This window comes from Vibrio sp. 1167, assembly GCF_033340375.1.
Lineage (GTDB): Bacteria > Pseudomonadota > Gammaproteobacteria > Enterobacterales > Vibrionaceae > Vibrio > Vibrio alginolyticus.
The window spans coordinates 383,239-410,043 of the sequence record NZ_JAWOWK010000003.1; the positions used below are offsets into that span (position 1 = coordinate 383,239).

Annotated in this window: 15 protein-coding genes and 1 pseudogene; 5 read left to right on the plus strand and 11 right to left on the minus strand. The window is 47.4% G+C overall.

Annotation, left to right across the window (positions count from 1 at the left end):
• Positions 1–257: 257 nt before the first annotated feature.
• The 3 genes and pseudogenes from R7Z78_RS08560 to R7Z78_RS08570 form a co-directional block, all read left to right on the plus strand.
• Positions 258–1,301, plus strand: coding sequence for a GMP reductase (locus R7Z78_RS08560; RefSeq protein ID WP_005373458.1), 1,044 nt, complete (start codon positions 258–260; stop codon positions 1,299–1,301).
• A gap of 1,177 nt (positions 1,302–2,478) precedes the next feature.
• A complete protein-coding gene (locus R7Z78_RS08565) occupies positions 2,479–2,889 on the plus strand; it encodes a hypothetical protein (RefSeq protein WP_225452424.1) in 411 nt (136 codons plus the stop codon).
• A 207-nt stretch (positions 2,890–3,096) separates the two neighbouring features.
• Positions 3,097–3,277 (plus strand): annotated as a pseudogene (locus R7Z78_RS08570) (IS5/IS1182 family transposase); the annotation flags it as partial.
• 364 nt (positions 3,278–3,641) lie between these two features.
• On the opposite strand, the gene R7Z78_RS08575 reads toward R7Z78_RS08570, so the two are convergent.
• The 9 genes from R7Z78_RS08575 to R7Z78_RS08615 form a co-directional block, all read right to left on the minus strand.
• On the minus strand, positions 3,642–6,122 hold the full coding sequence (locus R7Z78_RS08575) for a GH92 family glycosyl hydrolase (protein WP_104976215.1): 2,481 nt from the start codon (positions 6,120–6,122) through the stop codon (positions 3,642–3,644).
• An 89-nt stretch (positions 6,123–6,211) separates the two neighbouring features.
• Complete coding sequence (locus R7Z78_RS08580; RefSeq protein WP_169644417.1) at positions 6,212–8,668, minus strand: GH92 family glycosyl hydrolase; 2,457 nt, start codon at positions 8,666–8,668, stop codon at positions 6,212–6,214.
• Between the two features lie 72 nt (positions 8,669–8,740).
• On the minus strand, positions 8,741–11,446 hold the full coding sequence (locus tag R7Z78_RS08585) for a GH92 family glycosyl hydrolase (RefSeq protein WP_104976213.1): 2,706 nt from the start codon (positions 11,444–11,446) through the stop codon (positions 8,741–8,743).
• Positions 11,447–11,493: 47 nt separating this feature from the next.
• The gene (locus R7Z78_RS08590) at positions 11,494–13,914 is read right to left on the minus strand and encodes a GH92 family glycosyl hydrolase (protein WP_023583928.1); all 2,421 of its coding nucleotides are present in this window, start codon (positions 13,912–13,914) and stop codon (positions 11,494–11,496) included.
• 133 nt (positions 13,915–14,047) lie between these two features.
• Complete coding sequence (locus tag R7Z78_RS08595) at positions 14,048–16,879, minus strand: GH92 family glycosyl hydrolase (RefSeq protein WP_104976212.1); 2,832 nt, start codon at positions 16,877–16,879, stop codon at positions 14,048–14,050.
• A gap of 121 nt (positions 16,880–17,000) precedes the next feature.
• On the minus strand, positions 17,001–18,401 hold the full coding sequence (locus R7Z78_RS08600) for a fructose-specific PTS transporter subunit EIIC (protein ID WP_005453038.1): 1,401 nt from the start codon (positions 18,399–18,401) through the stop codon (positions 17,001–17,003).
• A gap of 11 nt (positions 18,402–18,412) precedes the next feature.
• Positions 18,413–18,853 (minus strand): PTS sugar transporter subunit IIA, encoded by a 441-nt coding sequence (locus tag R7Z78_RS08605; protein WP_104976211.1) that lies wholly within the window; start codon positions 18,851–18,853, stop codon positions 18,413–18,415.
• 233 nt (positions 18,854–19,086) lie between these two features.
• Positions 19,087–20,304, minus strand: a complete 1,218-nt coding sequence (gene manA, locus R7Z78_RS08610; RefSeq protein WP_373924801.1) for a mannose-6-phosphate isomerase, class I — start codon at positions 20,302–20,304, stop codon at positions 19,087–19,089.
• Positions 20,305–20,394: 90 nt separating this feature from the next.
• The gene (locus tag R7Z78_RS08615) at positions 20,395–22,302 is read right to left on the minus strand and encodes a fructose-specific PTS transporter subunit EIIC (RefSeq protein ID WP_104976209.1); all 1,908 of its coding nucleotides are present in this window, start codon (positions 22,300–22,302) and stop codon (positions 20,395–20,397) included.
• Between the two features lie 385 nt (positions 22,303–22,687).
• Between R7Z78_RS08615 and R7Z78_RS08620 the strand changes: the two genes are divergently transcribed.
• Entirely contained in the window at positions 22,688–23,530 is an 843-nt protein-coding gene (locus R7Z78_RS08620) for a helix-turn-helix transcriptional regulator (protein WP_104976208.1), read from the plus strand.
• Positions 23,531–23,564: 34 nt separating this feature from the next.
• On the opposite strand, the gene R7Z78_RS08625 is transcribed toward R7Z78_RS08620, so the two are convergent.
• Complete coding sequence (locus tag R7Z78_RS08625) at positions 23,565–24,341, minus strand: PTS sugar transporter subunit IIA (RefSeq protein WP_104976207.1); 777 nt, start codon at positions 24,339–24,341, stop codon at positions 23,565–23,567.
• 8 nt (positions 24,342–24,349) lie between these two features.
• The gene (locus R7Z78_RS08630) at positions 24,350–24,652 is read right to left on the minus strand and encodes a PTS fructose transporter subunit IIB (protein ID WP_104976206.1); all 303 of its coding nucleotides are present in this window, start codon (positions 24,650–24,652) and stop codon (positions 24,350–24,352) included.
• Positions 24,653–24,919: 267 nt separating this feature from the next.
• Between R7Z78_RS08630 and R7Z78_RS08635 the strand changes: the two genes are divergently transcribed.
• The gene (locus R7Z78_RS08635; protein WP_104976205.1) at positions 24,920–26,788 is read left to right on the plus strand and encodes a fructose-specific PTS transporter subunit EIIC; all 1,869 of its coding nucleotides are present in this window, start codon (positions 24,920–24,922) and stop codon (positions 26,786–26,788) included.
• Positions 26,789–26,805: the final 17 nt, after the last annotated feature.

Sequence of the window (26,805 nt, forward strand, 5' to 3'; positions counted from 1 at the left end):
GTTGTTGATAGTTATAAATAATAAGAGGTTTTGGTGACTTGGGGAGCGTTTTTGATATGCGATTTTCAAGATGGTATCACAAAAAAAATTCAAATATCAGACTTGTAGGAAATAAATCACAGCCTATAATGCTGAAAACCGGAGCGTCTGCCAACGCTCCGGTTTTTTTGTGTCCGAAGAACAGTGAACTCGTCTGCCAACGAAATCACTACGCACTCTGAAATGACACATATACATATGAATCAAGGAATTACACAATGCGTATCGAACAAGAACTTAAGTTAGGTTTTAAAGATGTACTGTTTCGCCCGAAACGTTCTACCCTTAAGAGCCGTTCTCAAGTAAATTTAACCCGCGATTTTACATTCAAGCATAGTGGTCGTCAATGGTCTGGTGTGCCAGTAATCGCAGCAAACATGGATTCGGTTGGTAGCTTTGCAATGGCTAAAGCCCTAGCTGAGCATGGTGTAATGACCGCTGTTCACAAACATTACACGGTAGAAGATTGGGCTGAGTTTGCTAAATCAGCAGATAAAGTAACCATGAATAACGTTATGGTGTCTACTGGGACATCTGACGCAGACTTCCAAAAAACCAAAGACATCATGGCACTTTCAGATGAATTTATTTTCATTTGTATCGACATTGCAAATGGTTACTCAGAGCATTTGGTCGAGTATGTTGAACGCGTGCGAGCAGAGTTCCCAGACAAGGTCATTTCTGCAGGCAACGTGGTTACTGGTGATATGTGTGAAGAGCTAATCCTAGCTGGTGCAGACATCGTTAAAGTGGGTATCGGCCCAGGCTCTGTATGTACAACTCGTGTAAAAACGGGTGTTGGTTACCCGCAGCTTTCTGCAATCATCGAGTGTGGTGATGCAGCGCACGGCCTTGGTGGCATGATCGTCGGTGACGGTGGCTGTTCTTGTGCGGGTGACGTAGCGAAAGCATTCGGTGGTGGCGCGGATTTCGTAATGCTAGGTGGGATGCTAGCGGGTCACGAAGAGTCAGGCGGCGAAGTGATCGAGAAAGACGGCGAGAAGTTCATGAAATTCTATGGCATGTCGTCGAAGAGCGCGATGGACAAGCACTCAGGTGGTGTCGCTGGCTACCGTGCGGCTGAAGGTAAAACCGTATTATTGCCATACCGTGGTAGCGTTCACGGCACTATTCAAGACATCCTTGGAGGCGTTCGCTCAACATGTACATACGTAGGTGCAGCAAAGCTTAAAGAGCTAACCAAGCGTACTACATTCATCCGCGTTCAAGAACAAGAGAACAACGTGTTCGGTAAAGAGTAAATCGACTGAATGTAAAAAGTGTAAAAGCAACCATATATTGATACTTGGTGCAACCATAATTTGATATTGCCTCTTCATAAGTCTATTGCTTTTTATGTTTATGACATTTTTGAAGAGGCAGTTTTATGTCTGCTTTACCTTCCCCTTCTACAGCCAGCCTGCTTTAACTTGAAACTGCGTTTGACACTCCTGCTCGAAACTAAACTAAATCACGTGAAAAACATACACCGTTACGTCAGTGCTAAGATGGGAAAAAGAGTCACGGTAGAATCATTTTAGAATGTGCCGCTTGTTATCATTTTGATTTCGAGCTTAGCATCGTTCGTTTTTGCTCCTAGCCGATACGGCTTTCATACTGCTTCAATAGCAAAACCCATACCTATGTTCCAGACTTTCTAGTATCAGTTTGATACCGGTGAATATACGCTGTATAAAGTAAAATCCGATATGGAGAGTTCAAAATCGGCATTTCAATGTGAATGGGAAGCAAAAGTACAAGGCGCGTTTGCGTTAGGTTTGGAGCTAGAACTGGTTACAGAGGAAGAAATACTGGATGAGGTTATCTCTAGCAACCTTAAACTTTTGCATCGATATTCCTCAAGAGATAACCGAACCACTTTCATCAAACTCTCCTTACGATGTTAAAACTGAATGGTACCCAAACAGCGAAAAGTTTAGGACATCACCTCTGTCTAAATGGAAGAAAAATATTTCCATTCCTGTGTGATTTGCTCTCTCGAAGCCTACTGAAAACAAGCTTAGAGACCTCACCTCCTCTCGAATCTGAATTGGGTTGTTATGCCTAAGAAATCGTTCTCGAGTTTTCATCGGAAGTCGGCACTTCAGCAAGAAAAGCCTGAGCCAAATGAGAGGGTGTCGATACCAGCGATGTTGATGAAGAAACATATCGAGATATATCTGCATTTCCTGACAATATAGCCACTCAAATTACTTTTCGTCTAAGCATTCTTCGTTATTTAGCACTGTAAGTGCGAAAAATCATTCCAAAGACTATTGAACCACATCGTGTTGTACTACAACGGTTATATGACAGGATTATTCCAAGTGCAATATCAATACACCGGTGGTTGGTTTTCAGAGTATCTGATCATATAGATCCAAGGAATAAAGATAAGGGTAATAGTAAAGTCTAGAACTAACATTCGTTGATGCTTTGATGAAACAAGCTGTAGAAAAAGTTATCTTTGGGCGAAAAGCGCGTATCAGAAGGGCCTACAAGCGCGTGCGAAGGCAATTACGTCAGCATAATCTGAACAATGGAACGAAGTACAAATACCCAACTTATGAATCCCTTCGGAAACGGGTTAAAAAGAAGGCCCCTTTCGAATTACTGACCGCGGAGAAGGGGGAGCGAGTCGTGAAAATAGAGTTTCGTCGGATGGGGAAAAAGATGTTGAGTTTTTACGTCTTTGAGAGGGTAGAAATAGATCATACGGTGGTGGAACGCTTTGTTGTACATGAAGAGCATTGCAAGTCATTGGGCCGGCCTTGGCTTACTCAATTAGTTGATTGTTACAGCAAAGTTGTTATTGGTTTTTACCTAGGGTTTGAACCACCTTGTAATTAGGTGGTTAAGTAAATCTCGATGTTTGCTCAGTAACTCATTAGATAAATAACCTAAGTCCGTGACTTCCATACCTACAGTTAAGATTGATTCCAATATTTCGACTGCAACTGAAGTTGAACCGCTCTTGACCAATTTAACTAACACATAATTAATATTGCTGACGGTGCGATTATGCTCAGGTGAAACATTGAGAAGTTGTTTTCTTACCAAAAGCTCTATGGTTCGAAAAAAGTGGGAACGAAAGTATGGTTACCACAGGCCTTCATCGTCGGAGACCGCTATGTATCGCGTAAAACAACTACTAGGCGCTTCACTCACGCTTCGAAATTACAACGCACAAGTTGGGGAGGCATACGCCATTATCAAAGCACTCAACACGCATACTTGAAAGAGGTTTTTGGTTATATCGATGCGACAACGTTAATAGACATGATGATTACTCCTGTTCTTACTGGTTGCACCATTAGTTTGGTACAACGGTGCTAGAAGGGAGGTGCGAAGATCACATCAAAGCTACTAAGTGCATTAAGATAGAGTTGAGACTTGAACTATCTACATATGAGATCAAATCGCAGAATTCAGCATTGGAAAGGTTCGACCGATTTTGTCAACACGCTGTCCGTTACTTCTACTCATACTAAGTGCGCCATTAGTTTGGCGCAACGAAGCTAGATAGGAGATACGTTCATCACATCAAATCCCCCTGTATTCTTCAAGCTATTTTAGCCTGAGGAATACATTTCAAGTGAAGCTTATTGAGGCGCTTTCATCGCTTCAGATTGCTCGCCCGTCATCACGAAGTGTAACTCACCACCCGGTTTGAACTCGGAATGGTCGAAGAAGAAACCGTTATCCAAAGCTTTGCCATTGATGGTGACAGACTTGATGTACATGTTGTCATCGGCGTTGTTCTCTGTGGTGATGGTGAACGTGCCGCCTTTCACCGGAATCACCGCTTTGTCGAATAGCGGACGACCCACAGTGTAGATAGGTTCTGCCGCGTTCACTTGGTAGAAGCCTAATGCAGACATCACATACCAAGCGGACATGGCGCCCACGTCTTCGTTACCAATGACGCCTTCTGGCGCTGCAAAGTACATGTCATCAAGAATGTGGTCGACGACTTGTTGTGTCTTCCATGGTTCTGCTGTCCAGTTGAATAGGTAAGGAATGTGGTGCGAAGGCTCGTTACCAAACGCAACTTGACCAATCAAACCAGACATATCCGGTGTTTCTGTACCTTGGCTTTCTGCGGTGAAGGTGGCTTCTAGGTTTTTCTGGAACTCAGCATCGCCACCCATGATGGTTTTTAAGCCCGCGATGTCATGCGGTACAAACCAAGTCCACTGCCACGCGTTACCTTCGGTGTAGTTGCCTGTCTCGTGTTCTGTGCCGTATGGGTCGAATGGCGTCATGAAGGTTTCATCAATCATCACTGGGCGCATAAAGCCCGTCACGCCATGTTCTGCGTATTCCGTTGGGTTGTAATCGAAGTATTTTTTGTAGCCTTTTGAGCGTTCAAGGTATTGCTCTTCTGCTTGAGTATCACCGGCTGCTTTGGCGATTTGTGCGATAGCCCAATCGTAGAATGCGTTTTCCAGACCGTAAGAAACAGACTCAACCGTGTAGTCTTCAAATACTGGCTCACCATCGACACGTTGGATAGCTGGCGTGAAGCCGTTTTTCTCAATGTAGTCGATGTGCTTGGTTAAAGTGCGATCCAATACGCCCTGATCCCAATCGGCTTGCAGTGCAGGGTAGTTGTCGTAAGTCGAAGAGTCGATCGCGGCTTTCAGCGCCAGGTCTTTCTCTTGTTGAGTAAACTCTTCTGGGAATTTGGTGATCGCATCCGCAATAACTGCTACCGCTGGATAGCCGACCATGGTGCCTGTTTCGTCACCTAAGTGCTCCCATTTCGGCAGCAAGCCGCTTTCAGTGTACTTCTGAACTAGGTTCTTCGCGTATTGCACCGCGCGGGTTGGCTCTGTGATGGTTTTTAGTGGGTGTAATGCACGTTGGGTATCCCATAGAGAGTAAACCGAGAAGTTTGGCTGCTCTTCTGTCGCTTGACCATAAGCGATGGAGTATTCCCTTTCACCTTCACGAATCGAGCCTTTGCCCATGCCACGGAATCGACCATCTACATCTTGATGCACCATCGGCGCAATCTTGGTGTGGTAAAGCGCAGTGTAGAAGATCTCTTTCTGATCTTCTGTGCCCCCTTCGATAGAGAAGTTGAGCGCTTTTGCCCATTTCTCACGTGCGTTGTTGCGCGCAGTATCGAAAGAGACATTCGCTTCGGCATCGTAGTTGTTTTCTGCGCCTTGTGGGTCAACCGCAGATAACGCCACTTGCGCATTCAACTCTTGTGAGCCTTCATCTTCAAATTCGATGTAGGCAGTAACGTCCGCTTTGACACGCTTAACTGGATTACCTTGGTCATCGTAAATCAATTCAGAAACGTGCTCTGCCGTTAGGCCGTCAACAGGTTCGCCATTGGCAAGGATGTAAACGTCTTTGATCTTCTTATCGAAAGTCGCATAGAAGAAGATTTTTTGGTTTTTCGCCCAACCAGAGAAGTGCGCTGCATCGCGCTCACCCGTGATGGTATGACCGTCTTCGCTCACCGTCAGTTTGTTGCGCAGAGAGGTCGAACCCCAGTCGCTGTTGAGGATGGAGTTGAGGTCAATCTTCAAACGTTGTGGTTGACCTTGCGGGTAGGTGTAACGATGGAAGCCGACACGTTCAGAAGCAGTAAGCTCAGCTTTGATGCCGTTTTCTGCAATCTTCACAGAGTAGTAACCTGCTTCTGCCACTTCAGAGGTTTTGTCCATCTTGACCGAAATCGCTTCGCGGTAGTCGTCGCTGTCTTCGATGTATTTAGCTTTATCTTCGGTAAACGGCAGGAACAGAATGTCACCTAAGCCGCCCATACCCGTGCCAGATAGGTGAGTGTGGGAGAAGCCAAATAGGGTCTTTTTATCGAAGTGGTAACCTGATGAAGAGTGCCAGCCGATCAGCTCGGTATCTGGAGAAAGTTGCACCATGCCTTCTGGCACAACAGGACCCGGGAAGGTGTGTCCGTTAAACCCTGTCCCAATGAATGGGTCGACGTATTTTAGGTTGGAAGTATCGACGCTTGGTGAGGTGTTATCGTCGTCATCGTTGCAGCCAGCCAAACCAATAACACTTGCAATCACAGCGGTGGCGATAGCGGTTTTCGTAAAGTTCATAATCTTGATTCCTTAGGCTGGAAGCGCGTCACTTCCTGCCACTGAGTTAATCTATCTGCTTATTCTTTAAACACGAATTACATAAAACGTTACTGAGCTTGAAGCGCTTCTTGCTTGTCACCCGTCATGACGAAGTGAAGCTCGCCGCCCGCTTTGATTTCGCTGTGCTTGAAGGTGAAGTTGGCATCCAGCGGTTTGCCGTTGATGGTTACGGACTTCACGTACTTGTTGTGTGGGCTGTTGTTGTCTGCGATGACTGTGAATTCGCCGCCTTCTACTGGAATGGTGATTTCATCAAACATAGGACGACCGATGGTGTAGACCGGATCCGCAGGCGTCACTTGGTAGAAGCCCATTGCCGACATCAAGTACCAAGAGCTCATCTGACCCACGTCTTCGTTACCAATCAACCCGGTTGGCTCGCTGGTGTACATCTCTGACATGATGCGGTCTAGGTACTCTTGCGCTTTCCATGGCTCATCCGTTAGCGCATATAGGTAAGGAATGTGGTGCGATGGCTCGTTACCGTGCATGTACTGACCGATGTAACCCGTTAGATCTGGCAGCTCTTCACCTGTGTTTGAAGAACGCGCATTGAATAGCTCGTCCAAGTCTTCACGGAAGGCTTTCTCTGGCGTGGTGTCTTTGCCTTGTGCCAAGTCTGCTTGGTAGATTTCTTGTTTCAGACGGTTGAAATCGTGCATTGGTTGGAACTTCCATTGCCACGCGTTCCCTTCGGTGTAGGCAAACTCGTCCACGTAGTAAGGGTCGAATGGTAGCAGTGGGAATTTCTCTTTCATTACACCTGAGCCTTCAGGCCATTCAACCATTTCACACTCATCCAAACGCTCTTCATCAATTGGTTGGTTGAACTCCAAAGGCGGTTTGTTTGGTGATGAGCTCTGCGGGTGGTTTTTCGGACGTAAGAAGCCTGTCTCTGCATCCCAATGGTTAAGCCAGTTGTCGGCACGAGTCATAAACTCTTCTTGCAGTTTTACATCGCCAGCCATGCGCGCGATTTCTGCCATTGCCCAGTCGCCATAAGCAAATTCAAGCGTGTAAGAGGCACTGTTCCAGTAGCCATGATGAACAAAGCCGTTTTCTTCGTACACTTTCACTTGCACAACGTTTGCTGCGCCGATGTTGTTGTCTTCCGTCCAATCTGGGAATTCAGACGCCTCGTGGTAACGCACCGTAAACTCAGCCGCTTCTTTGGCAAGTTGTGGGTCGATGTCTAAGCCTTTCGCCATCGCGTCAGCAATGATAGAAACCGCAGGGAAGCCGATCATAGTGCCCGTGTAATGGCTGTGCAGTTCCCATTTCGGCAAGATGCCACCGTCTTCGTATTTACGAATCAAGTCGTTGGCAAACTCTTCGGCACGTTCTGGGTCGATGATGGTTTTCAGTGGGTGCGCTGCACGGAAGGTATCCCACATGGAGTACACAGAGTAGTTTGGTGTGTCGCCCGCGTCTTTTTGAATGCGAGTACGCATCGCAGGGTATTGACCGTCGACATCTTGGAAAATCATTGGCGCGATAGAGGCGTGGTAAAGCGCGGTGTAGAAGATCTCTTTCTGATCTTCTGTGCCGCCAGATACCATCATGCGGCTAAGCTCTTGGTGCCATGCATCGTTGGCTTGAGCGCGCGCAGTATCAAATGACACGTCTTTCGCTTCTGCCTCTAGGTTCTTCTCCGCACCTTCTGTGCCTGTGGGTGACAAGCCTACTTGGATTTCTAGCGGTGTTGATGATGGTGCGAATTCTAGGTAAGCGATGGTTTTCACTGCGTCGATGTTGTCGTTGTTTACATCGATTTCCGTTTCTGCGCCGTCAACTAAAGCAATGGCTTTGACGATAGGTTGGTTGAAGGTGGCGTAGAAGTACACGTGTTGGTTGTTCGCCCATCCGTTTGAGCTACGTAAACCGCGAATGGTGTAAGCGTCGATGAACTCTAAATCACCCTTCATAGTGCGGTTGTTGAAGTGACCTTTGTTGAGTGTGTGGTCTAAATCGAACTTAATATGTGGCGTAGTGCCTTCTTTGAAGGTGTAGCGGTGAAAGCCAACACGTTGTGTGGTGGTTAGCTCGGCTTTGATTTCGCCTTTGTTCAGTTCAACCGCGTAGTAGCCTGCTTCTGCGGTTTCGTTGTCTTTATCGAAGGTGTTGAAAACGGCGTTTTCTTTCTTGGTGAAAGGCAGAACTAAGATATCACCAAGGTCGGTGATGCCTGTGCCAGAAAGGTGAGTGTGGGAGAAGCCATATACTGGGATTTCAGTCAGCTTGCCGTGGTCGAAGTAGCCTGCGGCAGAGCCCCAGCCTTCCATTTCGGTATCAGGAGAAAGTTGCACTAAACCGTAAGGCACAACCGCCCCTGGGAAGGTGTGACCATCTGCGCCTGTACCAATCAATGGATTGACGTATTGAGTTAGTGTGGTGTCGAAGGATGGAGTACCAGATTTGCTGTTGTCGTCATCACTGTTACAACCAGCAAGACCAAACATGGCAGCGAGTATAGCGGTAGAGATAAGGGTTCTTTTTAGTTTCATTTTTATGGTTCCACTGAAGTGAAGTTTTTTAGGGGGCTAGGTGCCCCCTTTCGTTATTTGGATGGGTATCGGTTACTGCGCTTTCATCGCTTCAGATTTGTCTGAAGTCATGACGAAATGCAGCTCACCACCGTCTTTCAAATCGCTGTGCGCGAAGCTGAAGTTGTCACTCAATTGTTTGCCGTTGATGGTCACCGACTTAACGTAGATGCTCTCTTGGCTGTTATTTTCTGAGGTGATGGTGAATTTACCGTCCGCGACTGGAATCACGGCTTTGTCGAACAAAGGACGACCGATGGTGTAGCTTGCTTCGCCCGGAGTGACTTGGTAGAAGCCCAATGCAGACATCACATACCACGCCGACATCTGACCGACGTCTTCGTTACCGATCAGACCTTCATGCGTTGGGTGGTAGAACTCGTTCATCGCTTGGTCGACGATTTCTTGTGTCTTCCAAGGCTCTGCCGTCCAGTTGTAGAGGTAAGGTACGTGGTGATCAGGCTCGTTACCCATCACGAACTGGCCGATGTAGCCAGACATGTCGTGTGATTGGCTCGTATCAGCGTTGGAGTCCGCATTAAACAGCGCATTCAAGTTGGCTAAGAATGCCGCTTTGCCTTGTTCGGTTACGTCTTCAGGAAGAGAGAAGTCAGTGCGGTCGATGTGCTCGCCGCCCATCACGTTGGCTAGACCGTTCAAGTTGTGCGGTGCAAACCATGTCCATTGCCATGTATTGCCTTCGGTGAAGTCTTCACCACGGTGCTCGGCGCGGTAAGGCCAGAACACGTCACTTTCGTTGAGTGCTTTGCGGTCTTTACACGCGTTGTAGTCCATACCGTCTGGGATAGACAGCGCCATGTTCTCGTCCAAACATTCGGCTTTCAGGTTGTTTGCCCAAACCTTGCTGCCACTGTTCATGTAAGCCGGACGCATAAAGCCCGTCGCACCCAATGCGTTGCCTTTGGTGTCTTGCAACTTGCCGTATTGTTCTGGGTTGTAATCGAAGTAGTTCTTGAACGATTCTGAGCGTGCCATGTAACGGTCGTACTGTTGGTCGTTGCCCGCAAGTTTAGCGATCTGAGCGATACACCAGTCGTAGTAAGCGTTCTCAAGACCGTAAGACACCGATTCGTTCACAAGCTCGTCGTACTTATCGACTTTCAAGCCTTCTACGTAACCCGGTTTGTCACCAGAATCCGGCGCCCATTTGGTGTTAGCTGGAATAAAGCCGACGTCTTCTTGGTAGTCGTTATGACGCGTCATGACCGTAAAGCGTTTGTCACCGTTCCAAGCGTCTTGGTAAGGCACCCAGCTTTCAGTTTTATCAAGATTGAAGTTGACCGTTTCGTCAGCGGCTTTCAACGCCAAATCAAACTCGGCAGCAGTAAAGGCTTCTGGGTGTTTGACCATGATATCGGCGATAACTGAGACTGCAGGATGACCGACCATTTCACCAGTGTAATCCGAGTGCAGTTCCCATTTTGGCAGCACACCACCTGTTTGGTATTTGTTCAATAGATCGCGTGCGTGTTCAATCGCGCGGTCTTTATCTATGATGGTTTTCAGTGGGTGTGCGGCGCGGAAGGTATCCCACATTGAGTACACTGAGTAGTTCACTAAGCCGTCTTCTGCTTGGTGCACTTTGCCATCCATGCCACGGTATTTGCCATCCACATCTTGGTATAGGAATGGAGCAACAAACGTACGGTAGAGCGAGGTGTAGAACATGGTTTTGTCGGCTTTGTTGCCGCCTTCTAGTTCAAACTCGCCAAGGATGTTTTCCCAAGCCACGCGGTTTTGTTGTACGACGTTGTCGAAGTCCCAGCCGTTAGTGTCTGCTTCTAGGTTTTTCAGTGCGCCGTCAACGCCAGTGCCAGAAGTCGCTACTTTGACCACCAATGGCTCATCGCTCTTACCAAAGTTCAAATGCGTCAGGACATCGTTTGCGCGTTTCGCCAAACGTTCTGGATCAGGTTCTGGTTCGCCCGGCATTGGTTTGTGCTCTGCGTAACCACGGTAATCTTCCAAGCCGACTTCGGTAGCGTCAGTTGGAGTCAGTTTGCTTTCAGAAGCCAGCTTGGTGTACAGGTTCTCTTCAATGATTGGATCAGAGAATTCTGCCGCGAAGAACACGGTTTGCCATTGACCCCATTCGTTTGAGGTACGCGCGCCTACGACGGTGGTATCGTTAACGCGTTTGTAGTAGATGCTGCGAGAGTGGTTGCCGTATTGCTCCAACAGTTCGTGTTGAAGATCGATACGTACTTTGCGGTCTTCACCCGGTTTGAAAGTGTAACGTTGGAACGCCACGCGGTCAGTTGCCGAAAGCTCGGCTTTTACGCCAGTTTCTACAAGGTCAACCGAGTAGTAACCAACTTCTGCCACTTCCGAGCTTTTATCCATGGTCACGGCATCGGTATTAAAGCCTGTGTATGGCAAGAAAGCGAAGTCGTTTAGGTCGCCTTTACCTGCGCCGGAAATGTGGGTCATTGAGAAGCCAGAAAGCAGGCTGTGCACAGGATCGTATTCAACAGGCGAGCCTTTCCCATTCCAACCGTTTGGATCGAAGTTATCTGGTGAAGGTTGAATCATACCTTCTGGCATAACTGGAGAAGGGTTAACGTTGCCAAGACCTTTAGTGCCGATCAAGGTATCAACGAATTCCAAAGTAGGGGTAGAGATAACTGGAGTTTCTGGATCAGAGTCGCTGCCACAACCAGCAAGACCAAGCATGGCGGTTAACACTGCAGTAGAGAGTAGGGTTCTTTTTAGTTTCATTGTTTTTATTCCACGAGAAAAGGGGACACGAGGTCCCCTCAAAATCATTATTCGCCTAGGTTGGCTTGCATTGCTTCAGACTTGTCAGCTGTCATCACGAAGTGCAGTTCGCCGCCTGCTTTGAATTCGCTGTGCTGGAAGGTGTTGTACACATCCAGAGGCTTACCGTTGATGGTTACTTCTTTGATGTACATGTTGTCTGGACCGTTGTTCTCAGCCGTTACCGTGAAGGTGCCAGAGCCAATGTCTACCGTCGCTTTGTCGAAGATTGGACGACCGATGCTGTAGGTTGGATCGGTTGGCGAGATTTGGTAGAAGCCCAGTGCTGACATCAAGTACCACGCCGACATTTGACCCACGTCTTCGTTACCGATGATGCCGTCTGGTGTCGGTTTGTAGAACTGGTCGTAAACTTGGTCTAGGTATTCCTGCGCCTTGTAAGATTCTTCAGTACGGTTGTACAAGTAGATGACGTGGTGCGAAGGCTCATTGCCGTGAATGTACTGACCGATGTAGCCTGTCATATCTTGGTGCGCTTCGCCGCCATTTGGATCGGCAGTAAATAGGTTGTTCAGCTTGTCGTTCAGACCTTGTGTGCCGCCCATGATTTCAGTCAGCTTGTCTAAGTCTTGCATGAACGCCCATTGCCATTGCCACGCGTTACCTTCTGTGTAGTAGAACGCGTCAGATTTGTAAGGGTCGAAGTCAGTTGAAGCGTATTTCAGTGCACATGGATCGCCTTCTTTCAATTCTGTTGGTACAAAGAAGCCCGTGCCGTCTGCGTTACCTGCTTTTGCATCCCAGTGTTTCAAAGAGTTGTAAGAACGAGCTTTGAACTCTTCGTACGCGTCCATATCGCCAGCGGCTTTTGCCATTTCTGCGATCGTCCAATCGTAGAAGGAGAATTCCAACGAGTACGACACTGAGTTCCAGTTCGGGTAACGAACACACTGTTCTTTCTCGTGGTAGTTCAACTGACCTGCCATAAGTGAGCTTAGGATGTCGTCATGAATCTGTGGGTACTCATGCGGTGTGTAACGTGCTGATTTCACCGACGCCGTGTAAGCCTGCTCTGCATCAATCAAGCCTTTGGTTACCGCATCGCCCAGAATCGCTGCCGATGGGTAGCCGATCATGGTGCCGGTTTCTGAGCCGTGACCTTCCCATTTCGGCAATAGACCAAACTCGTCGTTGGATTTACGAATCAAGTCTTTCACGTAAAGCGTTGCTTGGTCTGGGTCGATGATGGTCCACATTGGGTGAACCGCGCGGAACGTATCCCACGTTGAGTAAATCGAGTAGTTTGGCGTGTCGCCATCTTTCAGTGTGCGCACCGTGCCAAGCATATCCACGTATTGACCATCCACATCGTAGAACTCGATTGGCGCGATCATCATGTGGTACATGCCAGTGTAGAAGTTGGTTTTCTCTGCGTCTGTGCCGCCTTCTACTTTGATTTTCGCCAGCTTCTCAGCCCACGCGTATTCCGCGTCTTCTTTCACTTTTGCTAGATCGAAACTTGGTGCTTCCGCTTCTAAGTTTTTCTGTGCGCCTTGCCAGTTTACAGGAGAGATACCCACGCGGATCTCAATTGGCTCTTCGCCTGTGCCGAAGTTTAGGTAAGCCGTCAGGTCATCGCCTGAGTAAACCGCACCATCACGCATTTCGCGCGTTGGCTCTAGGTCTTGTTCGCCCAACATTGCCTTGGCGATTGGTTGGTTGAATTTCGCGTAGAAGAAGATGTCTTGACCTTGGTGATCTTGCCCTTGGAACCAGCCTGTTGATGTTTTACGACCGCGAATGGTGTATTCGTCCACCACTTCTACTTTGTTCTTCAAAGACTTGCCGTTGTTGTTCATTAGGGTATGACCCAAATCGAACTTCACGTTGCGGTCTGCGCCATCAGCAAAGGTGTATTTGTGCAAACCAACGCGTTTAGTTGCGCTCAGTTCTACTTCGATTTGACCTTGGTTTAGCTTGGTTTTGTAGTAGCCTGCGCTTGCTTCTTCATTGGCTTTGTCGAAAGAGTTCAGTTGTGTGTTCGCCATGTCTGCGTATGGCAGAACCAAGATGTCGCCTAAGTCCGTTGCGCCTGTACCTGAAAGGTGAGTATGTGAGAAGCCGTACAGCGGAACGTCAGTGTTAACCACTTCGCCAGTTTCGTAGTTGGATGAATCCCAGTAGCCAGATGCCGAGTGCCAAGGGTTAAGTCCTGATTCATGGTCTGTGTTAGAACCGATGAAAGTATCTGGAGACAGTTGAACCATACCTGCCGGTACCGTCGCGCCCGGGAATGTATGACCAGAAGCTGCTGTGCCGATCATAGGATCGACGTATTTCAATACCGCAAGATCAACAATTGGATCACCCGGCAGTGAAGAGGAAGAATCGTTGTCGCTGTTACAGCCAGCTAAGCCACCCGTCAGACCAACCAGGATAGCCAAAGAGATAAGATTACGTTTAAACATGTGCATACCGTTTTGTCGTTATTCGTATATAAAAAGTGTTTATAAGAGACTGTTTATAAAGGACTGCTTATAAAATTTGCTTGTAGGGATAGCCGGGAGATGCGTTCCCCCGGCTGAGTTGTCACTATTGGGATTAACGAGAACCTGCTGGCATCTCGTCTTCATGCAAGAACTCACCGATGCCTTGTGCTGGTGGAAGATCTTGCTCTAGAGAGCCCCAACGTTGATTTGGTTTGTCGCCCATCACGAACTCCAACTCACCGCCGTACATGATTTCGTCATGAGTTAGGTAACTGCGGTTGAAGTCTTTGCCGTTGTAGCGAGCCGATTGAATGAAGATGTTTTCGCGGTTAACGTTCTTCGCGGTCACCGTGAACTTCTGGTTGTTGCCGACATCGATAGACGCGCTTTCAAACAGCGGAGTACCGATTTCGTAGATGCCAGAAGAAGCGTTTACTGGGTAGAAACCAAGCGCACGGAACACGAACCACGCAGAGAGCGTACCGAAGTCGTCGTTACCACAAATGCCGTCAGCGGTGTTCTTGTAGCAAATGTTGGTTGCTGCGGCGATGGCTGCCTGACCTTTCCAAGGCTGACCGACGTAGTTGTACAAGTACGGCACGTGGATATCTGGTTCGTTACCTTGAACGTGCTGACCAACGTTACCTGTGTTGAACACTGGGAATTGGTTGTCGCCTGCGTTGCGATCTGGGTAGGTTGACCAGTATTCATCCAAGCGAGCTGCGAACAAGTCACCGCGTTCTGCTTCAGGGTTTTGTGTCTTGTCGAAGCGTGTCATCAGGTCAATCAAGCCATGAATGTCGTGCTGAACACTGAACGAGTATTGCCAGCCATTCGATTCAGAGAATGCCCAGTTAAACATGTCTGGACGCCAGTCTTTACCAACCGCGCGACCAGTGATTGGGTCTACCCAACTTGCATCGATAAACTCGCCATCGTAGTCACGGGCTTTGAACCAACCTTGGTATTGCTTACCACCGAAGTCGAATTGCGCTTGCCAGTTTTTAGAACGGTTAGCGAACTCAGTGTAGCGTGGATCTTCTTCACCAAATACTTCTTTGATCGATTGCGCGATTGCCCAGTCGTTCATTGAGTATTCAAGCGAGTAAGATGCTGTCCAAGAGTCTTTAAATGGTGAGTGACTGCCGTAAGAATCTGGTGGAGTGTCGTGCAATTGCGCTGGCACGTAACCTTGTTCTTCGTACTCTTTGATCCATGCTACGCCTTGGCTCGTTGCGGCGCGCGCGTCAGTGATCATCGCTTCAACCAAGCGCTCTTTCACGTCTTTGCGCTCTGCTTCTGTAAAGACAAGATCGATCATGCGTTTTTCTAGTGAGCCTTTCGACAACACATCGTGAATCACAGGCGTTGAGTGCATGCCCATCATCATGCCGGTTTCGTTGCCTTTGAATGTCCACTCAGGCAGACGACCTTTGCGCACGTTGCCTTTGTCATCCACCCATTCTTCTTCGGCGTAAGACAGCATAGACAGCACCACGTCTGCTAAGCGGTCTGGCTCAAGAATCGAAGACAACGGTTGAACTGCGCGGTAGGTATCCCACAAAGAGAAAGTGTCGTAGCGCGTGAAGTCTGCTTTGCCATCTTTGTTGGCATCGGCAGTGCGGATCGACTCTTTCAGCGTATCAATCTTATCGCCCCAAGGTGTGTTGCCATCTGGGTAAGCGTTGCGACCTTGGTGAACTTGGCGGTAGCGACCATCTAAGTCAGAGTGAATGGTTTGACCTAGGTACGAGTGGTACATCGCGGTGTAGAAGGTCTGTTTGTAATCTTCGTCGCCAGATACTTGGATCTTGCCGAGTTCGTCTTCCCATTTCTTCGTTGCCGCTTCGCGTACTTGGTCGAAGTTCATGCCCGCAACTTCTGTCATGTTAAGAGAAGCACCAGACTTGCCATTCTCGCCGATCTCAACGTTTGATAGCGCCAATTTCGCTTCAACCGTTAAGCCGTCTTTGGATGTGTCGAACTCAACGTAAGCGCGCGCGTATTGGTACTTGCCGCGTGTTTCGTTTCCGATTTCTGTAATGCCTTCTGGCACGTCCATGTAACGACCTTGCTCTTTATCGTAGTAAGTAAAGCGAACGTTTTTGATTGGTTGGTCGAATTCCATCACGAAGAATTCTTTTTGGCTTGGTGCCCAGCCGTCAGAGAAACGGTGACCTTCAAGACGGTTATTGTCTTTGTCCCATTTCAAGTAAGAATCTGAGGTGTAGTCCCAGTTAATTTTGAAGCCAGTGTTCACGATGATTTCTGACTTCTCATCACGAGGGAAGGTGTAACGGTGTACACCAACGCGATCCGACGCCGTCAATTCTGCTTTGATGTCGTAATCCAATAGATCGACTTTGTAGTAGCCTGCCGTAGCTTGCTCGTCACGATGTTGGAAGCGAGACGCTTCTAGGTTTAGCGTTGCCGAACCTTCATCAATCATGTAATCCGAACGCGAGTTGATTGGCATGACGAGAATGTCGTTCAAGTCGCCAGCACCTGCTCCGGAAAGGTGGGTATGAGAGAAACCGGAAGTACGTGCGTCGTGGTAGTAGTAGCCTGAAATGTATTCCCAGCCGTTAGAACCGTTGTTTGGAGAAAGCTGCACCATGCCGTGTGGTGTGGTTGCACCAGGGTAGGTGTTGCCTAGGTTACCTGTGCCGATGAATGGGTTGACGTAGCGTGTTACGTCCATATCGGCGAAATCTACCGGGATGTGAACGCCCATGTCGATTTCAGGTGTTTCTGGGTTTGGCTTGTCATCACAGTCGCCATCGCCAACTGGAGGACATACTGGCTTGCCGCCGTCAGGAATATCCGGCAGTGCAGGGTTGGTGTCACCGCCTTCATAAATGTTGGTTGTGTCGTCGTTACAGCCAGTCAGACCGACTAGACCACTGAGAACTGCGCAAGCGAGTAGGGAAGGTTTGAATTTCATTTTTAAAGCCTTGTAAATTGTAGGGTTATATAATTAAAAAAATCAGGGGTATTACTAAAACTTAAAAACTTGAAATAGAGCCCTTTGGGGGAAAGGGCTCTTAGGGGGAGGAGCTTAAGGTTTAAGCTTTCACAAGAGTCGCTGCGTTACGCATCGCTTCTTTCGTTGAACACTCAACAACGTTTGCTTTTGCAAAGCGGTGAGCGTCTTTTACTTGGATATCGTGAGCTAGAATAACCAGCTTCGCGTTTGCTACATCTAGGTCAGTGATGCGGTTCTGGATACCGTTTTGACCTTGAGTTTCTACTTTGATTTTCAGACCAGCTGCCGCACCTGCTTTCTCTAGTGCTTTCGCTGCCATGAATGTGTGTGCTACGCCAGATGGGCAACATGTTACTGCTACGATGTCGTACTCGCCTTCGCCTGCTGCTGGAGCCGCTTGAGCTTGTGCAGGTGCTGCTTCAACGATTTCGTCTTCTGCTTCTTCTTCAGCAACTGGTTTCCAGAAGCCAACGATAACTGCTGTTGTTAGTGAGCCTAGTGCGATACCCACAACGTACATTGGGATGTTGCTTGATACAGGAGCTGTGATTAGACCGCCCCATGGTGCGTGTAGTAGTACGTCTGTTAGGAAGCCGAACACACAGCCAACGATACCGCCAGCAACGATTGAAGGAAGAACGCGTACAGGGTCGTTTGCTGCGAATGGGATAGCACCTTCAGAGATACCGATAGAACCCATGATTGCTGCTGCTTTACCTGCTTCTTGTTCTTGCTTAGTGAACTTCTTCTTGAATAGGAATGTTGCTAGCGCCATACCTAGAGGAGGCGTACAGATTGCGATACCAACACCACCCATTAGCCATGGTTGAGTATCAACTTGAGTTTGAGCGAATAGCGTTGCTACTTTGTTGATTGGACCGCCCATATCGAAAGCAGTCATACCACCAAGAATCGTACCTAGAACCACTTTAGAAGCGCCAGCCATAGAAGCTAGGAATTCGTTCATAGAAGCCATGAAGATCTTGATTGGCTCACCGATACCCCATAGAACGATACCTGCAGAGATAAGCGTACCTAGTAGAGGGTAGATGAAGTAAGCGCCCAACGCAGTCATGTTAGCAGAAAGAGGGATCTTCTTAAGTTGGAATACCACACCACCAGCGATGAAGCCCGCTACGATACAACCAAGGAAGCCGCCGCCCATGTCAGCCATGATGCCAGAAGAGATCATCGCTGGAGCTAGTGCTGGTTTGTCTGCAATTGAGTAACCGATGAAGCCACCAAGAATAATTGGGAACAGCACCAGACCTTTAATACCGATATTAGAAATATCAGCCAATAAACCGTCCGCAGGAACCGCACCTTTACCTGATGCCATTACCGCTAGCGCCAGTAGTACACCACCCGCAACGATAAATGGAAGCATGTGAGAAGTACCGAATAAAAGGTGACCTTTCATGGTACTTAGGATTTTTTTGAAATCGCTATTATTACTAGCTTGAGCTGTGATTGTACTCATAATTTCACGCCTTATGAATTAATTAAAATATTTAGTATTTGGTTTTCGTCTTTTGCGTTATGAATATCTTCAATAAACTCTTCGCTAAATTTACCGAATAATTCTTGAAGAACATAAATATGGTGGTCGGCACCGTTATCTGGTGAGGCAATCATGAAGAATACGGTCGGTTTGACTCCCTCTTCGTCGCCATACTCGATGCCTTCGCGCTTTACGCCAACAGCGGTTGCAGGCTCTGTAACCGCTTTGCTTTTTGCGTGTGGGTAAGCGATGCCGTCCATTGAAGTTACGCTTAATGCTTCACGCGCTTCGATGTCGGTTAAAAAAGCCTCTCTGCTGCTGATTCGATTATTTTCGAATAGCATTTGCGCTAGCTCTTCAAAGACTTCTTTTTTATTATTATCTTGAAGGTTGCCTTTAATTAAATTGACGTTTGTTAGTTCTGTTATCATTTTTTGACTCATTGGTACTGAAGTAATGAGGCAAATTTAATTAATGTTACGGTTTTCTGAAATAGTAAAAAAAATCCAATAACTATATTTTTGTATCACACAAGCTTAAGTGTGATTTAGCTCTCCAATATATCAATATAAAACTAGGATGAATGAATATCAAAAGCCAATAACGGCGGTTATTGGCTGAACTATAAAATGTAACAGTATGAAGGAAGCTTAATTAGCGTTCACTAACTGTAAGCGCGCACAACACGACCTTCACAATCCAAAGTGACCTGTTTTGCGTAAGCCGGAATGAAAACAGATTGTCCTTTTTCAACCACGCATGTTTCGCCGTTTGCGTGAGTTAGCACAAGCTTGTTATCCAGAGGCATAAGGATCTCAGCGGTTTGAACGTCAAGAGTACGCTGGTGAGCTTGTTTAACGATGGCGAATTTGAAATCGTCGACTGGGATTGGGTATTCCAACATATCGTCGATTTCAGTTGGTGCGAGCAATAGGCTGTCGAACGGCTTCTCGTTGAAACGTGTGCATGCAACAAGTTCTTTCACGTCCATGTATTTTGGTGTCAGACCCGCGCGCAGTACGTTGTCTGAGTTTGCCATGATCTCAAGCCCCGTACCCTTCAAGTAAGCGTGTGGCGTTTCTGCATCCAAGAACATGGCATCACCCGGTTGTAGGGTAATCACATTAAGCATAAGTGGCGCAAACAAACCAATATCGCCAGGGTATTGCTTCTCTAGTTCAAGAATGAGGTTGAACAGAGGTAAGTCGGTGATGCGAGCTTGAGCCAATAGCACCGTCAACGCCATCTCTTTCTGTTCGCCCTCTAGTGACAGTAGACCCGAGAAGAACGTCGCCAAGCCCGTTGGTGTTTGGTTTGCGATAAGATCATCCACCAAGCCTTGCAGCTCAGGAATCGCCAGCTCAGAGAAGAAGCTGATGATTTCACTTGTTGGGCGGAAGCCATTCATCGCTTGGTATTCGGTTAGCGCGTAAACCAACTCAGGTTTGTGGTTTGGATCTTTGTAGTTACGGTTTGCAGCGGTTAGGGGGATGCCTTGTTTTTCTTCCAGTGCAAAGCCTAATTCTGCTTGTTGTTTGTTTGGGTGAACCTGAATCGACAGCGCTTTCTCAGCAGCAAGCACTTTAAACAGGTATGGAAGTTCACCAAAACGGTTTGCGACTTCTTCACTCAGAAAGGCATTCATGTCTTGAGTAATCAGTGAAGACAGTTTGGTCTCCTCACCGTTTACCATCACCAATGAGCAACCGTTGGGATGCGCGCCCATCCATACTTCTGCTTGTGGTTCGCCCGTTGGGTTTTCAATGCCAAACAGTTGGTTAACAGAAGTAGTACTGCCCCAAGCGTAGTTTTGAATCACGTTGTTCATCAGGAAAAACGTCGGATGCGCAGCTTGAGTTTGAATCGTTTGTGTATCGGACATCGTTAAATCAGACATAGAGTGTCACCATGAGAGAAAATCATGGCTTGGGCGACATTGCCCAAGCCATAGGAGCCATTTGGGGGAGGGGGATTAAGCAGCTGCTTGCATCATTTTTGCTTTACGTACTTTCTTCAACGTTACACACGTTACTGCGGTAACCGTTGCGCCAGCTGCCATACAAATCAGAGCAAGGACTGGGTGGTTCATCGCGCCAAGTAGAGCGACCACGGGACCGCCGTGAGCAACGCTGTTGGTGATGCCGAATGAGAACGCCATTACTGCCGCCACCATTGAGCCAAGTACGTTTGCAGGAATCACTGACATTGGATCTTGCGCTGCGAATGGAATAGCACCCTCAGAGATACCCACCAGGCCCATTGCACCTGCGGCTTTACCTGCTTCGGTTTCTGATTCTTCGAACAGGTCGAACTTACGACCAAGCGCCGTTGCCAGTGCCATGCCTAGAGGTGCAACAGGGATTGCACACGCCATCGCACCCATAAATTGAGTTTGACCGCTCGCAATCATGCCCACAGAGAATAGGAATGCGACCTTGTTGAATGGACCACCCATATCGAAGCCAGCCATACCACCAAGTACGATACCCAGTAGAACGACGTTACCTGTACTCATGCTAGTTAGTAGCGCAGTCAGACCGTCCATTAGGCTTGCGATTGGCGCGCCGATAACGAAGATGAATAGAGCTGCGATGAATAGCGAACCTGTGATTGGTGCGATCATGATTGGCACCAAAGGTTGGATGAATTTGTGGTAGTTAATCGACGTAATCCACTTCACGAAGTAACCCACAAGCAGACCTGCGATGATGGCACCGATAAAGCCTGTACCAGCGTCTGCGCCGTAGAAAGAACCGTTGTTTGCAATCCAACCACCGATCAAGCCAGGAGCTAGAGCTGGGCGGTCAGCAATCGCGTAAGCAATGTAACCGGCAAGGATTGGGATCATCAGCGTAAAGGCAACCACACCGACATTGAGGATTTGGTTCCACATGCTGCCTTCAGGAATCGCCATGCCCGCTTCACTTGGCTGACCGCCTACAGCAAGAGCAAGGGCAATCAGCAGACCACCGGTTACGACGAATGGGATCATGTGTGATACGCCGTTCATCAAGTAGCGATATAAGTCAGAACGAGCTTGAGAAGCTTTGTCGGCAACCGACGCTTGCGTATTGCCATTGGACTCAGCTTGGTACGTCGGTGCGTTTAACGCTTCATTAATCAGTCCTTGAGCATCGCGGATTGGGGCTTTTACGTTGGTTTTAACCACGCGTTTTCCCGCGAAGCGGTTCATGTCAACTTGCTTGTCACATGCGACGATGATGGCATCTGCACGCTCGATTTCTCCTGCGGTTGGGCTGTTTTTCACACCGATTGAACCGTTCGTTTCAACCTTGATTTCGTAACCCATCGCCGCGGCGCCTTTCTCTAGCGCTTCTGCTGCTAGGTAGGTGTGAGCAACGCCCGCAGGACAACCGGTAACACCAATGATGAAACCTTGGTTCGCTGGAGCATCTGTCACTGGTTGCGGTTCTTCTTTAGCAAGAAGGAGTGCCAGTGCGTCTTGGCTGTTTGCTGCGTCTAAGAACGCATCGATGAAACCATCTTCAATCAGTTTTGAAGACAGTTCTGCAAGTACTTCGATGTGGTGGTTATCGCCACCGTCTGGAGAAGCGATCATGAAGAACAGCTTTGAAGGCAAACCGTCTTCCGCGCCGTATTCGATACCTGATTTGCTTACGCCGATCACAACCGCCGGTTCAATCACAGCGGCGCTTTTCGCGTGTGGAATTGCCACGCCATCTTCAAATCCGGTATTTCCTAATTCTTCACGTGCTTTTATATCTGCAAGAAATTGTTTTTGGTCAGAAATACGACCTTGGTCATGAAGAACGGCAACCAGTTCTTTAAATACGTCTTCTTTTGAAGACGCTTTAAGATCAAGCTTAATTAAGTCTTCATTTATTAGTTTGGTGATCATTGTCGAACCCCTATAAATATAATTTTTATTTCAGGGGTATTTTTAAATTACAGAGAAAAAGACTGTAGTGAAGAAAAAATGCATTTACTGGAGGATTGTAACCGACTAACTATAGTGTGATTTAGATCGTTCACTGGGCAAATCTACCTGCATATCTGTGACATGATGGATAAGAAGCTAAACGATAAGTGAAATGTGGTTTTTCTCCCATTTGAAAAGGGATTGAGTGTTGTTGATAGAGTTTTTGTTACTGGAAATTTGATGTGTTAACTGGATTTTTGTAACATCAAAGTGGAAGTGTGATTTTGCTCAATAGCACAAGAGTCCAGTCCGGTGTATATCTATAGTAAATAGCATCATTGATGCATATATAGAGTGTGAAACAATGATTTTTCATGATTTAATTTCAGCGGTATTAAATGAAAGAGAGCCATTTCATAATATTTGGTTTGCAGGAGATTTTCATACGCCGCCTGAATTTAGCTATCAAGTTAATTTCTCTCGCCTAGAGTTGGTTCTGGATGGGGAATATATTAATGAAATGGAAAGTCATGATCGAAAAGTAACGCACATCGTTGCTAAAAAAGGCGACGCGATATTTATTGCACCTAACTGTTGGAATAAACCAGACTGGGATACCAATTGCTCAGTGTTAAGTATTTTGTTTGGGCGTCGACAACTTGGGTTGAGTTTGGTGAGCAAACGCAAAGGTGAGGCAAACTTTTACGATATTCAAAAGCATAGCATCCAAACGCGCTCAGGATTTGCGATAGATAACATCTTAGAAGCGTTGAGCTCACTGGCTCGTGAGAATACTAAAAAACCAATGGATGAGCTTTTACTGCAAGCATTGCTGCAATACGCGAAGACGATGTTGGATGCACCAGTCGAGCAGCAGTCACATAGCCGTGTGCAAGATCTCTATCAAGGGATCTGCATCTACATTCAAGAGAACTTCCATCGCCCAATCACGCGTGACAGCATTGCGTCGAGATTCTGTATTTCCTCGAACCATTTGTCGCGCTTGTTCCGTCAGCAGGGGCACATGACCTTGGCAGACTACATTACTTGGGTGCGCGTGGATCGCGCGAAGTTTATGCTCAAGAAATACAACTTCAAACTCAATGACGTGTCAGTGCGCTGTGGATTTAAAGACGTGAACTATTTCTGCCGAGTATTTAAGAGCCGTACAGGCAGAACGCCGACGGAATATCGTGGTTCGATTTGAGCTTTCACTCTGAGAGCGTAGATCATAGAGAAGTTTAAGCAAGCAGCCTCGACATGGCGTACATCAGCAGCGCTTGTAAGTCGACGCTGCTTTTTGTTAGTAGTAGGCGTTCCGCCATTTGTTCGGTAAGCAGATTTCGTGTGAGGTTAGTAGCCACAATGATCTGTTCTCGGGTCGGCTTTTCTGGTATCACCAGTGCTATAGCCAGATGAACATCGCCCATTTTCGAAGCCCAATCCATCGACTTTTCATTTGCAATAACGGCAATGGAAATATGGTCAACACCTGAAAACATTACATGAGGTAGAGCGATCCCCGGAGTCACGCAAGTTGATGAACGTTCTTCGCGTTTAATAAAAGCAAGAATCAGTTCGTCGGGATAAATGGGGTGGATGAGCTGAGCTAGTCCTTTGAGGCATTCAAACTTGGTGAGCTCGGTATGCGCTTTGGCGTACTGCCATTTGATTTCACAAGGTGGGCAAATCTGCGGTAAACGCTCGGCTAGTTGGCTAGAAAACTGATAGTTGATATGAGACCCCACCACAGTAAAGTGTTCAGCAATTATGTCTTTGATGACGAAGCAGGCCAGCTCTGCGTCAATGCCAATCGCTGTGATTTGACACAAATCACCTTTTTGTAGACCTGCTTGCAAAATCGCCACGGACTTGGTGAGTTCCGCAACACGATTTTGCGTTACATTAATGATATGTAAGGTACTTTTGAACTTTTTTGCCACTCGATTGAGTGGCAGAGCAACATGCGCACTGGCATTTGCATTATCGACGAAAAAGGTGATTTGGTATTCGTTCATCTACAAATTTAGTCGCGGCAGTGGGCGAGGAATACTTTGTCGACGTTTAGCAAAGCCTCTTCAATGGGGATTTGAATTTTGCGTGTCCCTTCGAATCGGCCTGGTTGTTCTATCTCAATATCCGACACGATCAAAACCCGATCCGCTTGAGCGATATCGTGAGGAGTGAGCTGATTTTCTATCCCCATCGCACCTTGAGTTTCTACTTTAATTTGCACGTTATGTTTTGGCGCAGCTTTCATGAGTGCATCTGCCGCCATATAAGTATGAGCGATGCCTGTAGGGCATGCTGTCACCGCTACGATTTTCATGTTCTATCCATTTTATTTTTTGTGGATATTAGCACAGCCACCGCAGATTGAATTGATTTGAGCTGGATTAACGCAAGAGCTCTATCACAGTTTGAATCTCATGTTACATTAATCCAGTTAATGCACTTTTAGTCCTATATATCAAAGGGTAGGCACTGGTTAATCTATGCCCTCATAAAATGAGTAGGAACGCATACGAGCCAGGGGATCCTGTATCTCAAACTCACTTGGGTATATATTCGAGCGTGAATATTGGAAGGTAAAACAATGGACATCACAAACCTAATTGAGCTGGAAACGATATGTTTAGATCTAAAAGCTCAAACCAAAGATGAAGCGCTCAAAGAGCTGGTCGAGATGCTAGAGGCCGCCGGCAAGCTCAATAGTCAAAGCCAGTTCTTGGCAGATATCTGGAAACGAGAAGAGATCGGTAACACAGGATTTGATGATGGTATTGCGATCCCTCATGCCAAAAGTGATGCTGTAGCGAAACCGGCTGTCGCGGTCGGGATCAGCTGTAATGGGATTGATTATGGTGCCGAAGATGGCGAGCTGTCCGATGTGTTTTTCATGCTGGCGTCTCCAGATGGTGATGACCATCATCACATTGAAGTATTGGCACAAATTTCCACCAAAATTATCGAAGACGGCTTTGTTGAAAAGCTCAAGTTGGCTCAATCGCGAGAAGAAGCGCTTGAGATGCTGACTGATATTCAAACCCAATCCAATGAATTTCTCCCAACTTCTTTAGAATTTGCATCAGAACCCCTGAGCCCTTGGGCGCAAAAACTTGGTCGCATTAAAGAGCACCTGCTGTTTGGCACATCCCACATGATCCCGTTTATCGTTGCGGGCGGTGTGCTGTTGTCGTTGTCGGTGATGATCTCTGGTCACGGTGGTGTACCACAAGAGGGCATTCTGGCCGATATTGCCCAAATGGGGATTGCTGGCCTGACATTGTTTACTGCCGTGCTTGGCGGTTACATTGCTTATTCCATTGCCGACAAGCCGGGCCTTGCGCCGGGTATGATTGGATCTTGGATTTCGGTCAGTCATTACAATACGGGTTTTTTAGGTGCGATTGTGGTCGGCTTTTTTGCTGGCTTTGTCGTTTGGCTATTAAAGAAAATTCAGCTACCAGACAGCATGAGTTCACTCGGCTCGATTTTTATTTATCCGCTAGTGGGGACGTTTGTTACTTGCGGCGCGGTGATGTGGGTGATAGGTGCTCCTATTGCCAGCGCAATGACCAGCATGAACGAGGTGCTGACGGGCATGGCGGGCTCGGGCAAGGTGATGCTCGGTACTGTGCTTGGGGCAATGACCGCGTTTGATATGGGCGGCCCAATTAACAAAGTGGCGACGTTGTTTGCTCAAACCCAAGTGAACACGCAACCATGGTTGATGGGCGGGGTCGGTATTGCGATTTGTACGCCGCCATTGGGTATGGCACTAGCCACGTTTTTGGCGCCGAGTAAATTCAAGCGAGATGAACGCGAAGCGGGGAAAGCCGCAGGTATTATGGGGATGATCGGTATTAGCGAAGGTGCGATTCCTTTTGCCGCTGGCGACCCTGCACGAGTGTTACCCGCTATTGTGGCGGGTGGCATTGTCGGTAACGTGATTGGCTTTATGTTCCACGTAATGAACCATGCACCGTGGGGTGGTTGGATTGTTCTCCCTGTTGTGGATGGAAAAATCGGTTACATCATCGGCACGATTGCTGGTTCTGTTACCACCGCGTTGATCGTGATTGCACTAAAGAAAACCGTGACCGAAGATGAGAGTTATACAGGTCATTCTCAAGTATATGGCTCCGTTCAAGGCGAAGGTGAGGCGGATGTTTTGGCGGTTACATCTTGCCCATCAGGAGTGGCACATACGTTCTTAGCGGCGAAGTCATTGGAAAAAGCGGCTTGTGCACTCGGCATTAAGATTAAAGTCGAAACCCAAGGGGCGAATGGCGTCATCAACCGAATTACCGAGAAAGACATCGAGAAAGCGAAGTTTGTGATCTTTGCTCATGATGTCGCGATCAAAGAACCGGAACGTTTTCGAAAAGTAAAAGTGTTGGATGTCAGTACTAAGGATGCCTTGCTTCATCCCATTGCTTTATTGCAAAACAAGAATGAATAGCTATCTTTTAGTTAGCA